This is a genomic window from Hyphomonas sp. J20-32, assembly GCF_055808555.1.
Genome location: NZ_CM147873.1, coordinates 330856 through 344102, shown reverse-complemented (window position 1 = coordinate 344102; position 13247 = coordinate 330856). Strand labels below are relative to the sequence as shown.

Here is a 13247-nt window from a genome sequence, read left to right as displayed (position 1 = left end):
ACCGGCGAATGAGCCTGTGGACACGACTGCTTGAAGGCGGAAAACGCCTGTTTGAACCCGATTCCTCACCCGAACCGGCTGCCGACGGCATCGAATGCGCGCCCGATCCCAATGATGTCGGTTTTACCGCTGCGGTTGTCGGCCTTGGCGCGAAACTGGCGATGGCTGATGGCGCGGTGACTGACCAGGAGATAATGGTCTTCTCCCGCGTCTTCCGCGCTGCGCCCGAAGATGCCGACAATGTCCGCCGTGTGTTCAACATCGCCCGCCAGACCGTGCGCGGCTATGAAAGTTATGCCCGGCGCATCGGGCGCAAGTACCGCAACCGGCCCTGCCTGCTGGAGGGCGTGCTGGATGGCTTGTTCGAGATCGCCGGCGCCGATGGCGTGATCACGGATTCCGAGTTGCAATTCCTGAAAAATGTCAGCCTGGCCTTCGGGTTCAGCGAGGGCACGTTCCGGCGCATCCGTGCCAGCCATCTCGGGCCGGAGCGAGACGATCCCTACCTGGTCCTCGGCGTCGCGCACGATGCCGAATTCAAGTCGATCCGCGCCGCCTATCGCCAGCTCATGGCCGACAATCATCCCGACCGCGTCGTGCAGATGGGCGCGCCTCGCGAATTCGAGAATGCCGCCCACGCCAAGGCGGCGTCGATCACGTCGGCCTATGCCCAGATCCGCACTGAGCGCGGCCTGCTGGTGCGCCCGGACTAGGCGTTCCCGCGATTGGCATGCCGCTCGCATCAACCGTGATTGACGCGCTGCCACGATGCCGCCATGTTGGTGCGATACAAGGAACGGACATGACACAGAACGCTTCAGGCCTCTTCCACTTCAATCTCGCTGGCGCCGCGCGCGGCGGGATAAGCCTCTTTATTCAGGTGCTGATCGGAATGCTCCTTGTTGCAGCCGCGGGTATCTTTGCGGTGATGACGGCGGTTGCCGGCCTCATCCTGGCCGGTGCGGCGCTTGTCATGCGCTTCTCCGGCGCCCGGTCTGCGCCAGCGGCCCGGACTCGCTCCGACGACGAGCCGATGACGCTCGACGCCCGCCGCACCCCCCGCGGCTGGACCGTGGAATAACTCGAAGGCTCGCTACACCGCGCACTAAGTGTCTTTCCGCGTGACCACAAATGGGTTCACAACGATATTCGCATGCAGATTGGGTCTGTTTCCTGAGGGAGACCGCTAAGCGTCGAGTCTCTAGCGGTCGAACAGTTTCGAGACGCTTTCTTCGTTTGCGATGCGGCGGATGGCTTCGCCGAGCAGAGGGGCGATGGGCAGGATGCGAATGGACTTGGACTTCCGCGCCGCTTCCGACGGTTGGATCGTGTCTGTCATGACCAGTTCATCAAGAACCGAGGTTTCGATCCGCTTGACCGCTTCGCCCGACAATACGCCATGTGTGACATAGGCTGACACTGACGTTGCCCCGTGCTCCTTCAGCGCGGCGGCGGCATTGGCGAGCGTCCCGCCGCTGTCGCACATGTCATCCAGCATGATGCAGCGGGCGCCTTTGACGTCACCGATAATGTTCATGACTTCCGACTTACCCGCTTCCGGGCGGCGCTTGTCGACGATGGCAAGGTCGGCATCGATCCGCTTGGCAAGCGCGCGCGCGCGGACCACGCCGCCGACATCCGGCGAGACCACGATGATCTTGTCTCCCGTGAAGCGTTCCTTGATGTCGTCGACCATGACAGGCCCACCGAAAAGGTTGTCGGTCGGGATGTCGAAAAAGCCCTGGATCTGGCCGGCGTGAAGATCAACGGTCAGCACGCGGTCCGCCCCGGCAGAGCAGATCAGGTTGGCCACGAGTTTGGCTGAGATGGGTGTGCGACCGTCGGTTTTCCGGTCCTGCCTTGCGTAGCCGAAATAAGGGATCACAGCCGTGATGCGCTTTGCAGAGGCGCGCTTCAGCGCGTCCATGCAGATCAGCAGCTGCATCAAATTGTCATTGGCCGGGTAGGAGGTCGACTGGATGACGAAAACGTCCTCGCCCCGGACGTTCTCATCGATGCGAACGAAGATTTCCTGGTCGGCAAAGGATTTGACTTCTGATCGTGTGAGCCGCGTGTCGAGATAGTCAGCAATGGCCTCAGCCAATGGACGGTTCGCGTTGCACGATAGAAGTTTCATGGTCTCATCACCCCTGATTGCCCGGCACCCGTGTCGCTTTTGTAACAAAGCCCTGCGAGTCGCAACCGCCAAACACCGCGTTCCCGCAGCAACGAACGGATGAGGTTGAAGGCGCGTTGAATCGGCAACACTTGGCTGCGGGCGTCAGCCCTTCAGCAGTATCACCGACCCGTTGCGGCCATAGTCGGCTTCGCCGCGATGATTGCGGCGCCGATTGGAAAAATAGTCGTCTTCCATCGCACATGTGTCATGACCAATGTCGGTCACCGCGCCGATACCGACCGCATCCAGCCGCTGGCGGACAAATCCCGGCAGGTCGAACTGGAAGCGGTCGCCCTTGCCTGGTTGGAACAAGGCCTCGCTTCCCGCAGAACCTGACATGAACGCGTCTCGGAATTCCGGGCCGACTTCGTAACTCGCCTGTCCGATGGTCGGGCCGATCGCAGCGTGGATACGCGAGCGCTCAGCGCCGAGCTTTGTCATGGCGGTCACAGTGGCCTCCAAGACGCCGCCGAGCGCCCCCTTCCAGCCGGCATGCGCTGCGCCGATCACGCCCGCTTCCGCGTCCGCGAACAGGACGGGCGTACAATCCGCCGTCAGGATGCAAAGGCCGATGCCGGGCCGGTCGGTGACCATCGCATCGGCCTGTGGCCGTTCGCTCCAGGGCTCCTTGACCGGTACGGCAGTTGCGGAATGAACCTGGTAGCAGGACAACAAATGCTCTGCGCCAAGCGTGGCTGAAACGAGTGTCCGGTTGCGGGCAATCGCATCGGGCTTGTCACCCGAGCCGACACCGACATTCAGGCTTGTATAGAGCCCCGTGGACACGCCGCCCTTGCGGCCAAAGAAGCCGTGGGTGACGCCTCGCAAGCCCGCAAGGCCCGGACAGGTGCTGAACGGAATTGCCATGTCCCACCGGTGAAATGGGCGGCGCTTGCTGTCAAGGGCAAGCGCCGCGCTGCCACGTTAGTGGTGATAGGCGCTTTCGCCGTGGCTCGATGCATCGAGACCGGCCTCCTCTGCATCGGGGCTGACGCGCAGGGGCACAAAGACCTTGATGGCAAACAGAAGGACGACCGTGACCAGAGCTGAATAGGCGCCAACCGCGACGACGCCGAGAAGCTGGACGCCGAACTGGCTGGCAATGGCGGTGCCGCCAAGGCCCGGCGCCATCGGGCCAAGCGCCGCGAGGAAGGGAATGGCCAGCGTGCCGAGGATGCCGCCGACTCCATGGACCGCAAATACGTCCAGGCTGTCGTCAATGTGCAGCCGGTTGCGGATCAGCACGACCGCGCCATAGCAGACGACAGCTGCCAGCACGCCGATGATGATGGCGCCGATGGGTCCGACAGACCCGGCGGCAGGCGTGATCGTCGCCAGGCCGGCCACCATGCCCGTGGCAATACCCACAAGGGTCGGGCGTTTGAAACTGACCCATTCGATGCACATCCAGACCAGCGACGCGGTCGCCGCCGATGTGTGGGTTACCAGCATGGCCCGCGCTGCGTCACCATTGGCGCCGAGGGCCGAGCCGGCATTGAAGCCGAACCAGCCAACCCAGAGCATTGAGGCGCCCAGCATCACGAAAGCCGGATTGTGCGGCGGGTGCATGTCTTTCGGAAAATGCTGGCGCTTGCCGAGGACCAGCACGAACACCAGGGCCGATATGCCGGCTGTCGTGTGCACGACAACGCCGCCAGCAAAATCGAGCAGGCCGCGCGCCGCGAGCCAGCCTCCGCCCCACACCCAGTGCGCCACCGGCGCGTAGCAGATCAGCATCCAGAGCGCCGAAAAGATCAGCACGGCGGCGAAGTTCACACGTTCGGCAAAGGCGCCCAGTATCAGGGCGGGGGTGATGATGGCGAATGTCATCTGGAACATCATGAACAGGGCTTCGGGAATCGTCTGTCCCTCAAGGGGTGCTTCGGTGATGCCCGCCGCAAATGCCTTGCTGAAGCCTCCGAAGAATCCGCCTGCGCCTGGCCCGAAGGCCATCGAATACCCGACCGCCAGCCACAGGATGCTCATCAGGCAGGCAATGGCGAAGCACTGCATCAGGACAGACAAAAGGTTTTTGGTCTGCACGAGGCCGCCATAGAACAGCGCAAGTCCCGGCAAGGTCATGAACAGGACAAGTGCCGTCGACGTCAGTATCCAGGCCGTGTCGCCCGTGTCTGCAAAAGCGGGGGCGGCGGCCAGCCCGGCAAGTGTTGTGAGCACGCCGATGCGCCTCATGGAATTCATGACCCGGGTCAATACAGCCTCCCTTGGCATTTTCTGTGCGCGTCGTTGCGCCCTGCCGCACTTAATTCGACAGAATGCCCGCAGGAACAACCGCAAATACGGCAGGCGAACGGATTTTCTTGGCCAGTCAGTTCTCGGTTTGCGCAGTCACACGGCGGGCCGGAACCGGCAGGCTGCACACGTCCAGCACTTTCGGAGGTGTGTGAACGAAGGCATCGATGGCGGAATAATCGCGCTTTGACGTCTTGAGCGCTTCCCACTCTTCGCTCGGTGTCGCCATCACTTCATAGGCGGGCCGGATGGCACCTGGCAGGTCGGCGGCCAGCTTCATGGAAATGATCTCGTTACCTTCCAATCGCTCGGCACGCTTCGCGAAAGCGGCCTCGGACGCTGCTTCACCCTTCTCGAACAAGTCCGGATAATTTTCCTCGTCCTCCGGATCGACGCGTTTCAGCCGGTGGATATTGTCCATGCCATCAATCACCCGGCCGAAGACCGTGTAGTTGCGGTCGAGGTAGCGCCGCGATCCGAGGGGGATGAAGAATTCGATCGAGCCTGTGTCCGGCGCGGCATTGCGCGCCATGCCCAGTGCGCCGGGACAGTTGAGCAGCCATTCCTGTTCGCCGTCGCGCCCGGCGGCAAACCCGCCGCGATGGCCGGCGGTCGCCGCGAACAGGTCGCCATTCCCAAGCGGGACAAACCCATCGGAAGTCACGGTGCGTTCTGCCTCAAGCGGCAGTTCGGGCCAGTCGCCCAGCCGCGGGTCGAATTCGAGGCCCGCCTGCGCGACATGGCCTTCGACAACGCGATAAAAATACTCGCCGTCAAAAACACCTGAGCGAACTGCCTGACGGAACTGCGAAACGTGTCGCGGTGCGGCGTCCGCAGCGAGTTCGATGGCGACAGTGCCCGTCCTGGTTTCGAGCAGGACGAGATTGTCCGGATTTACCGGACGCCAGACACCCTCGGCACCCACCTGCTGCCCCATTACCCCCACCATTGCTGCGACCAGCGCACACCTCCACCACATGCCTGACACTCCCTTGCGTATGACGCCTCTGGCGCGCTCGCGCCTTGGCTGCTAAGCGCCTGCGCCATGTACCAGATAACCGCCAAGGGCGCACGGGCGCCAATCGAAACTGCGTGGGATGCCCTCGCCTGGGCCGATCCGTCACCGGCAGGGGCTGTCGATGCCAAGGAAGACGGACGCCTTGCCTGGCGCCTCGACGCGTTCACCGAAACGCTTGAAGATGCCGAAGCTTGCGTTGAAATCATTCACGAAACGTCCCCTGAACTGACCGCGCGGATCGAGGAACTCGAGGATCGTGACTGGGTGACGCTATCGCTCGAAGGCCTGCCCCCGGTTGCGGCGGGTCCGTTCTTCGTGGCCGGAAGCCACGCCCTCGCCAAGATGGCGCCGGGCAAGATCGCCGTCCTGATCGAGGCAGGCCCTGCCTTCGGTACGGGCCATCACGGCACCACGCTCGGCTGCCTGCTGGCCCTCGACGAAGTGCGCCGCCGCCGGGGCATCGGCAAAGTGCTCGACCTAGGTACGGGCTCGGGTGTGCTGGCGATTGCCGCGATGAAGGCGGGCGCGCATAGCGCCATCGGCACGGATATCGACTTCGACAGCGTCCGCGTCGCCAACGAGAATGCGGCGAAGAACCATGTCACCGGTTTCACGGCGCTGCACGTGACCGGCGCGAACACGCCCCGCATCCGTCAGGGCGGCCCTTATGACACCGTGTTTGCCAACATCCTGATGAAGCCGCTGATTGGACTTGCCCCCACCATAGCGCCGCTTACGGCCCCGGGCGGAACCATTATCCTGTCCGGCCTGCTGCACCATCAGGCCGGGCCTGTTCGCAACGCCTTTGCCTCGCGCGGGTTGAATTTCGAGCGCCGGATCAAGAAGGACGGCTGGTCGACTCTGGTCTTCCGGAAGCCGGATACCGTTCAGGAATAGGCGACCCGGCGGGCCCAGCGCGCCGACCGGCGGGCGAGGATGTAGGGGCGTTGGCCGCATTCTGCCTGGAACTTTCCAGACCGTTGAGGGGCCTGAGTGACAGGCATCACGTTGGTAATGGTCATTTCGGCAAGCGGGGCGGTTTCAATAAGCGTCTTCATGTCTCAGTTCCATGTATATGGTGCAGTGCACAATTTTGGGTGTGCCGTGCATATGGGACCAAGAGGTAAACATTTAAGTATGAGTGACCGCCCATAAGCATGCGAAAATGCATAGCACGGATGCGCCTTCCAATGACCCGAAAGCGGAGCTAAGACTACAAGCCATGAGACAGACATTTGATATCAAGGGTGGACCGCAAGACGGTCGGGCCCATTTGCCGCTCCTTCGCAAGGCGCTCGCCGCCATGAATCTCGACGGCCTCTACGTGCCGCACGATGACGAATACCAGAACGAGTACCTGCCGGACGCCAATGAACGGCTTGCCTGGGTCAGCGGGTTTACCGGCTCGTTCGGCAATGCGTTCGTATTTTCCGATCGCGCCGTGCTGTTCGCTGACGGTCGCTACACGATTCAGGCCGCTGACCAGACGGATCCGGACCTGTTCGAAATTCAGGGCACGCCAGAGCCTGGCGCTTTCGGATGGCTGCGCATGCAGGACATGTCTGGCAAGACGATTGGATATGACCCGAAACTGGTCAGCCCGAATGAGGTTGAACTGCTGAAACAGGCCGCCGAAGCATCAGGTGCCAACCTCGTCGCTGTCGCCGAGAACCCGATCGATCGCGCGTGGACAGATCGCCCGGACCAGCCTTCAGCGCCTGTCGTGGCGCATGCGGTTGAGTATGCCGGCATGGACCATGCCGAGAAACGCGCCCGCATCGGTGAGGCCCTGAAAGCCGACAAGGCCGATGCTGCCGTGATCACGTCTCCGGCGTCCATTGCCTGGGCATTCAATATCCGTGGGGGTGACGTCAGCTGCACGCCGCTGCCGCTCGGCCGCGCGATCCTTCGTGCTGACGGCTCTGCCGATCTGTTTATTGACGAGGCCAAGGTCAGCGACGATCTGCGCACTCATCTTGGCAACGGCGTCACTGTTCGCCCGCTGTCACAGCTTGAAAGCGCGCTCGGCGACTTGGGCGGCAAGACGGTCAGCGTCGATCCCGATATTGCATCCGCCTGGTTCTTCGACACGCTCGCGGCAGCCGGCGCGAAAGTATTGCGCCAGCGCGATCCGGTGGCCCTGCCAAAGGCCTGCAAGAACAGCGCGGAGATTGCCGGGACGACGGCTGCGCATGCCCGTGACGGCGTGGCACTTACCCGCTTCCTGCACTGGCTCGATACCGAGGCGCAAAGCGGGAAGGTGACCGAGATTGATGCGGTGATGAAGCTCGAAGCCTTCCGCGAAGAGCTGAATGCGCTCAATGACCTTTCGTTCCCCACGATTTCCGGCGCTGGCCCGCACGGCGCACTGCCGCACTACCGCGTGTCGACCGCGTCCAACCGCGTGCTTGAGCGTGGTTCGCTCTTCCTGGTGGATTCCGGCGGCCAATATCTCGATGGAACGACTGACGTGACCCGCACCGTGCCGATCGGCGAGGCAAGCGACGATATGCGCCGACATTATACGCTTGTGCTGAAGGGCCACATTGCTTTGGCCGTTGTGCGGTTCCCGCGTGGCACGACCGGCACGCACCTTGATGTTCTGGCCCGCCATGCGCTCTGGCAGGCCGGGCTCGACTACCAGCATGGCACGGGACATGGGGTCGGCGTTTATCTCGGCGTCCATGAAGGCCCGCAGCGCATCGCCAAGCCCTGGAACGCCGTGCCTCTGGCGCCGGGCATGATCATGTCGAACGAGCCGGGCTATTACCGGGAAGGCCAGTACGGCATCCGCATCGAAAACCTGCAATATGTCACGCCGCCCGCACCGATTCAGGGCGGCGAGATCGACATGCTGGGATTCGAATGCCTGACCTTTGCGCCGCTCGCGCGTGACTTGATCGTTACGGACCTCTTGTCGAAGGATGAGCACGACTGGGTCAACGCCTATCACAGGCGCGTATGGGACCTGCTCGCCGGCCAGCTCGAGGGCGACGTGAAGACATGGCTTGAGGGCGCCTGCGCCGCGATCTGATCGCGTTAACGAAAAAGCGTATTGTTCTTGTTTTGTTCCAGTGATATTGGAGCAGGCATGATCCTGTCCATCTCTATCCGTGATTTCGTTCTGATTGACCGCCTGGACATTGAGTCAGGTGCTGGTTTCACCGCGCTAACCGGCGAAACGGGCGCAGGAAAATCAATCATTCTTGATGCGCTGTCGCTCGCCATGGGCGCCGCGGCAGACCGGGCCTTCATCCGGTCCGGTGCTGATCAGGCAAGCGTTGCCGTGGAGTTCGGCCCGCCGACGCGCCATCCGGTTTGGGTGGCTTTGCAGGAACAAGGGATCGAAGCCTCCGTGGATGAGGCGCTGACCCTTAAACGCATCGTGCGCGCCAATGGCCCGGCCCGGGCCTTCGTGAACGACCAGGCCGTCAGTGCGGCCTTCTTGGCGGAAATTGGCGATCTGCTTGTCGAAATCCACGGTCAGCATGCTGCGTCGGCTTTGATGCGGCCTTCCATGCACCGGCGTTTGCTCGATCAGTTCGCCGGGAATGAAACACTGCTTGGCGCCTGCGCAGAAGCGTTTGGGGTCCTGCAGGCGACACAAGAGACGCGGGCTCTCCTGGAAGCCGAACAGGCCGAGGCCATTGCGACCCGCGAATGGCTGGGGCAGGCGGTTGAAGAGCTCGAGCGATTGGCGCCGGCAATCGGTGAAGCCGAGGAACTGGCATCGAAACGCATGCGGTTGATGCAGTCCGAACGGGTGACCGAATCCGTGAGTGAGGCGGAATCCGCGCTGGAAGGTGCTGATATTGATGCCGCCTTGTCCCGGGCGTCGCGCGCACTGGAAAGGATTTGTCGCCTGCCTGGCTTTGAAGGATCGTCAGAAGCCTTGCCTGAAGCTGCGAAAAGTGCGGCCGAGGCCGTTGAACGCGCGCTGATAGAAGCACGCGAAGCAACGTCTGCGGTATTCAGTCTGGAACGGCTGATCCATCACGATACCGAAGCCCTCGAGTTGGCGGAAGCGCGCCTGTTCGCCTTGAGAGCGCTGGCACGCAAGCACGCAACAGAACCAGAGGCCCTGCCGGACCTGTTGCTGCGCTTGCGCGGACGGCTCGATCTTGCCGAAGCGGGGGAAGATGCGCTGATCGCGGCCCGAGAGGCCGAAACGGCAGCCCGGGCGCGCTGGCATCAGGCTGCCGAGACCCTGACAGCTGCCCGGAAGGCAGCGGCGGGCCGGCTTGAAAAAGCGATCGCAAAGGAGCTAGCACCGTTGAAACTGGGCCGGGCGACGATCTCGATCCGGGTTGACGCCTTGCCTGAGGGCGAGGGCGGCCTCCAAGGGGCTGATCGCGTCGAGTTCGAGGCCGAGACGAACCCGGGAGCAGGGTTCGGCCCCTTGCGAAAGATTGCGTCGGGCGGCGAACTCGCGCGGTTCTCGCTGGCGCTGAAATGCGCGCTGGTCGAAGCAGGCTCGGCCCAGACCCTGATCTTTGATGAAGTTGACCAGGGTGTCGGCGGTTCGGTCGCAGCTGCCATTGGCGAACGGCTGGTACGTCTGGCGGGTGCAAAGCAGGTGTTTGCGGTGACGCACAGCCCGCAAGTGGCTGCGTCTGCTGCGTCCCAATGGCTGGTCGAAAAAGACCCTGACCAAAGGTCTGGCGGCACGCGCATTCGCGGGTTAGATGACAGCGCACGGCAGGAAGAAATTGCCCGAATGCTGTCTGGCGCCGAAGTCACCGAAGAGGCTCGTGCCGCCGCAGGGAGGTTGCTGGAGGATGCATGAACAAACCTGCGCCCGTCGAGACGCTGACGCCGGTCGAGGCCGAGTCCGAGCTTGCCCGGCTCGCAGAGGCCATCCGCGAAGCGGATGAAGCCTATTACCGTAACGACGCTCCTGAAATAACAGACGCGGAATATGACGCCATGCGCCGGCGCAACCTCGCCATCGAGGCGCGGTTCCCGGAGTTGAAGCGAGAAGACAGTCCGACAGAGCGTGTGGGCGCAGGTCCGAGCGATGGATTTACAAAGGCCACCCATGCGGCACCGATGCTGTCGCTTGACAACGCCTTCACGCCCGAAGACGTCAGCGACTTTGTCGGACGAATCCGCCGGTTCCTTGGATTAGCAGAAACGGAAGATATCCTGATAACGGCTGAGCCCAAGATTGACGGGCTGTCGCTCAGCCTGACCTACGAAAAAGGGAAGCTCATTCGCGCTGCGACGCGGGGCGACGGCCAGGTCGGCGAGGATGTCACGGCGAATGCGCGCACGCTCGATGACATTCCCCCACGCCTCAAGGGAGCCGGTTGGCCCGATCGTCTTGAAATTCGCGGCGAGGTTTTTATGAGCCATGCCGATTTTGCTGCGCTGAATGCGCGCGAAACGACGGCAGGCCGGAAAGTGTTTGCCAATCCACGCAATGCGGCAGCCGGCAGCCTGCGCCAACTCGACGTTGAGATCACGAAGTCCCGTCCGCTGAAATTCTTTGCCTATGCCTGGGCCGCTGCCAGCGCGCCGTTTGCAGAGACACAGACAGCTGCGATTGCGCAGTTCGCAGACTGGGGATTCGAGGTGAACCCGCTGATGACCCGGTCAGATACGGTCGACGGCCTGATCGCGGCCTATCGGGACCTTGAATCGCGCCGGGCGAACCTTGGCTATGACATCGATGGCGTCGTCTACAAGGTCGACCGGCTCGACTGGCAGCAGCGTCTCGGCTTTGTCAGCCGTGCGCCGCGCTGGGCAATCGCCCACAAGTTTCCGGCTGAAAAGGCGACGACCGTCCTGGAAGGGATTGATATCCAGGTCGGGCGTACGGGGTCGCTCACGCCCGTGGCGCGGCTGGCGCCGGTCACGGTGGGCGGCGTGGTGGTGTCGAATGCGACGCTGCACAATGAGGACGAGATTGCCCGTCTCGGCGTCAAGATTGGCGATACGGTGGAAATCCAGCGCGCCGGCGATGTCATTCCCCAGGTCCTGCGCGTGGTCACCGATGGCGGCGGGGCGCCGTTCCACATGCCCGATCATTGTCCGATCTGCGGTTCGGCTGCGGTGCGCGAGGTGGACGAGAAGGGGGAGGAAGATGTGCGCCGCAGGTGCACGGGCGGGTTGGTCTGTCCGGCGCAGGCGGTGGAACGGCTCCGGCATTTCGTTTCGCGCAAGTCGCTCGACATTGACGGTCTTGGCGCCAGGCAGGTGCAACTATTCTACGAGAAGGGTGTCGTGCACGCGCCGCAGGATATTTTTCGGCTGGAGCAGCGGATTGCCGATGCCGGCCTGCCCCCGCTTGCTGAATGGGATGGCTTTGGGCCCGCCTCGGCAGCCAAGCTGATTGCGGCGATCGATGCGCGGCGGAATGTGCCGTTTGCGCGGTTTCTCAATGGCCTCGGCATCCGCCATGTCGGGCAGACGACGGCGCAGCAGTTTGCCCGGAATTTCCTGTCATGGGACCTGTTCTGGTCGACGGTCACGAAAGCGGCCGCTGAAGGAGCTGAGAGCGACGCCTATGCGCAGCTCATGGGCATTGACGGGATCGGTGGCGCGGCGGTCGGATCGCTGTGCAATTTCGTGGCGGAGCCGCACAATGACGAGATGCTGTCGGCGCTCCTGTCAGAAATCACCGTTGTGGATGAGGTGGCCGCAGCCAGCGACAGCCCGGTGGCCGGCAAGACAGTTGTTTTTACCGGCACGCTGGAAAAGATGACCCGCGACGAGGCGAAGGCGCGTGCGAGCGCGCTGGGAGCGAAAGTCTCCGGCTCGATCTCGGCCAGGACGGACATTCTCGTGGCTGGACCGGGTGCCGGGTCCAAACTGGCCAAGGCCGAGGCATTGGGCGTCAGAACGCTGACGGAGGCCGAATGGCTGTCCCTGATCGGGGACGCGTAGGCCTTACTTGCCGCCCGGAATGATCTTCTGCAGCATGGTCCGGCGGACTTGGGGCGCTTCCGGATCGAGTCCCTGCTTGGTCAGCAGGCGGTAGCTCATCTTGTACCAGTCGCTGTTCGGGTAATTGTATCCGAGCGTTGCACCAGCCGCGAGCGCCTGATCGCGCAGGCCGAGCGTGAGGTAAGACTCGACCAGCCTGTGCAGGGCCTCGGCCGTATGCGAGGTCGTATCATATGTCGTTACGACCGTTCTGAACCGGTTGACGGCGGCGAGGGTCTGGTTGGAGCGCAGGTACCAGCGCCCGATTTCCATCTCCTTGCCGGCCAGCTGGTCGTTGACCATGTCGATTTTCAGCCCGGCATCGCGTGCATAGGCGCTGTCGGGAAAACGTCGCGTCACGTCTTGCAGGGCCGACAGGGCCAGTTCGGTGGTGCGTTGGTCGCGGCCGATATCGACGATCTGGTCGAAATAGCTCACAGCGATGAGATAGTAGGCGTAATCGGCTTCAGAACCGCCGGGATGAAGGCTCAGGTAGGCTTGGGCGCCTGATATGGCTTCGTCATAGTCATGTGCCTGATACGACGCGTACGACGTCATGACCATGGATTTGCGCGCCCATTCGGAATAGGGGTGCTGGCGCTCGACTTCATTGAACAGGAGGATCGCACGGGGATAGTTGCGCTTGTCCAGTTCCTTGGCTGCAGCATTGTACAATTGCTCGACCGGACGCTCGACATAGGCGAGTTCCTGTTTGCGTTTGCTGCCGGACTGGCATCCCGAAACGGCGACAATGAGAGCCAGGATCAAGAGGTTCGGGCGGAGTTTCAGAAGGGACATGCCGGTCGGGAACTTTCAGCTGTGAATGTCTTCAGCTTGATTAGCCTGAACCGGTCAGGTTTTCCAAGGATC

12 protein-coding genes are annotated in these 13247 nt (G+C 62.5%); 6 read left to right on the top strand and 6 right to left on the bottom strand.

Annotation, left to right across the window (positions count from 1 at the left end; all coding sequences use genetic code 11):
• Positions 1-8 precede the first annotated feature (8 nt).
• Complete coding sequence (locus AC0L7I_RS01625; RefSeq protein ID WP_473397794.1) at positions 9-713, top strand: TerB family tellurite resistance protein; 705 nt, start codon at positions 9-11, stop codon at positions 711-713.
• Between the two features lie 89 nt (positions 714-802).
• On the top strand, positions 803-1081 hold the full coding sequence (locus AC0L7I_RS01620) for a hypothetical protein (protein ID WP_473397793.1): 279 nt from the start codon (positions 803-805) through the stop codon (positions 1079-1081).
• Between the two features lie 120 nt (positions 1082-1201).
• On the opposite strand, the gene AC0L7I_RS01615 is transcribed toward AC0L7I_RS01620, so the two are convergent.
• From AC0L7I_RS01615 to AC0L7I_RS01600, 4 genes are all read right to left on the bottom strand, one after another.
• On the bottom strand, positions 1202-2137 hold the full coding sequence (locus tag AC0L7I_RS01615) for a ribose-phosphate pyrophosphokinase (RefSeq protein WP_473397792.1): 936 nt from the start codon (positions 2135-2137) through the stop codon (positions 1202-1204).
• A gap of 144 nt (positions 2138-2281) precedes the next feature.
• Positions 2282-3046: a peptidoglycan editing factor PgeF gene (pgeF, locus tag AC0L7I_RS01610; protein WP_473397791.1), complete on the bottom strand. Its 765-nt coding sequence runs from the start codon at positions 3044-3046 to the stop codon at positions 2282-2284.
• A gap of 57 nt (positions 3047-3103) precedes the next feature.
• Complete coding sequence (locus AC0L7I_RS01605) at positions 3104-4381, bottom strand: ammonium transporter (RefSeq protein WP_473397790.1); 1278 nt, start codon at positions 4379-4381, stop codon at positions 3104-3106.
• Positions 4382-4508: 127 nt separating this feature from the next.
• Positions 4509-5411 carry a peptidylprolyl isomerase gene (locus tag AC0L7I_RS01600; protein ID WP_473397789.1) on the bottom strand — a complete coding sequence of 301 codons (903 nt, stop codon included), beginning with the start codon at positions 5409-5411 and terminating at the stop codon, positions 4509-4511.
• Between the two features lie 66 nt (positions 5412-5477).
• On the opposite strand from AC0L7I_RS01600, the gene AC0L7I_RS01595 reads away from it, so the two are divergent.
• Entirely contained in the window at positions 5478-6347 is an 870-nt protein-coding gene (locus AC0L7I_RS01595) for a 50S ribosomal protein L11 methyltransferase (protein ID WP_473397788.1), read from the top strand.
• Here AC0L7I_RS01595 and AC0L7I_RS01590 read toward each other — a convergent pair.
• Positions 6338-6508 carry a hypothetical protein gene (locus tag AC0L7I_RS01590; RefSeq protein WP_473397787.1) on the bottom strand — a complete coding sequence of 57 codons (171 nt, stop codon included), beginning with the start codon at positions 6506-6508 and terminating at the stop codon, positions 6338-6340. The two genes, AC0L7I_RS01595 and AC0L7I_RS01590, sit on opposite strands and share 10 nt — an antisense overlap.
• 164 nt (positions 6509-6672) lie before the next feature.
• Between AC0L7I_RS01590 and AC0L7I_RS01585 the strand changes: the two genes are divergently transcribed.
• Genes AC0L7I_RS01585 through ligA form a run of 3 tightly spaced genes read left to right on the top strand, consistent with a single transcriptional unit; the run spans position 6673 to position 12338 of the window.
• Entirely contained in the window at positions 6673-8484 is a 1812-nt protein-coding gene (locus AC0L7I_RS01585; RefSeq protein WP_473397786.1) for an aminopeptidase P family protein, read from the top strand.
• Between the two features lie 57 nt (positions 8485-8541).
• Positions 8542-10236: a DNA repair protein RecN gene (gene recN / locus AC0L7I_RS01580; RefSeq protein WP_473397785.1), complete on the top strand. Its 1695-nt coding sequence runs from the start codon at positions 8542-8544 to the stop codon at positions 10234-10236.
• Positions 10233-12338 carry an NAD-dependent DNA ligase LigA gene (gene ligA, locus AC0L7I_RS01575; protein ID WP_473397784.1) on the top strand — a complete coding sequence of 702 codons (2106 nt, stop codon included), beginning with the start codon at positions 10233-10235 and terminating at the stop codon, positions 12336-12338. Before recN ends, ligA begins: the two co-directional genes overlap by 4 nt.
• Positions 12339-12341: 3 nt before the next feature.
• On the opposite strand, the gene AC0L7I_RS01570 is transcribed toward ligA, so the two are convergent.
• A complete protein-coding gene (locus AC0L7I_RS01570) occupies positions 12342-13175 on the bottom strand; it encodes an outer membrane protein assembly factor BamD (RefSeq protein ID WP_473397783.1) in 834 nt (277 codons plus the stop codon).
• Between the last annotated feature and the right edge of the window lie 72 nt (positions 13176-13247).

What these genes read in the sequence shown, in the direction of transcription:
- AC0L7I_RS01625 (WP_473397794.1), top strand. Translation starts at nt 9, where the DNA reads ATGAGCCTGTGGACACGACTGCTTGAAGGCGGAAAACGCCTGTTTGAA.
- AC0L7I_RS01620 (WP_473397793.1), top strand. Translation starts at nt 803, where the DNA reads ATGACACAGAACGCTTCAGGCCTCTTCCACTTCAATCTCGCTGGCGCC.
- AC0L7I_RS01615 (WP_473397792.1), bottom strand. Translation starts at nt 2,137, where the DNA reads ATGAAACTTCTATCGTGCAACGCGAACCGTCCATTGGCTGAGGCCATT.
- pgeF (WP_473397791.1), bottom strand. Translation starts at nt 3,046, where the DNA reads ATGGCAATTCCGTTCAGCACCTGTCCGGGCCTTGCGGGCTTGCGAGGC.
- AC0L7I_RS01605 (WP_473397790.1), bottom strand. Translation starts at nt 4,381, where the DNA reads ATGAATTCCATGAGGCGCATCGGCGTGCTCACAACACTTGCCGGGCTG.
- AC0L7I_RS01600 (WP_473397789.1), bottom strand. Translation starts at nt 5,411, where the DNA reads ATGTGGTGGAGGTGTGCGCTGGTCGCAGCAATGGTGGGGGTAATGGGG.
- AC0L7I_RS01595 (WP_473397788.1), top strand. Translation starts at nt 5,478, where the DNA reads ATGTACCAGATAACCGCCAAGGGCGCACGGGCGCCAATCGAAACTGCG.
- AC0L7I_RS01590 (WP_473397787.1), bottom strand. Translation starts at nt 6,508, where the DNA reads ATGAAGACGCTTATTGAAACCGCCCCGCTTGCCGAAATGACCATTACC.
- AC0L7I_RS01585 (WP_473397786.1), top strand. Translation starts at nt 6,673, where the DNA reads ATGAGACAGACATTTGATATCAAGGGTGGACCGCAAGACGGTCGGGCC.
- recN (WP_473397785.1), top strand. Translation starts at nt 8,542, where the DNA reads ATGATCCTGTCCATCTCTATCCGTGATTTCGTTCTGATTGACCGCCTG.
- ligA (WP_473397784.1), top strand. Translation starts at nt 10,233, where the DNA reads ATGAACAAACCTGCGCCCGTCGAGACGCTGACGCCGGTCGAGGCCGAG.
- AC0L7I_RS01570 (WP_473397783.1), bottom strand. Translation starts at nt 13,175, where the DNA reads ATGTCCCTTCTGAAACTCCGCCCGAACCTCTTGATCCTGGCTCTCATT.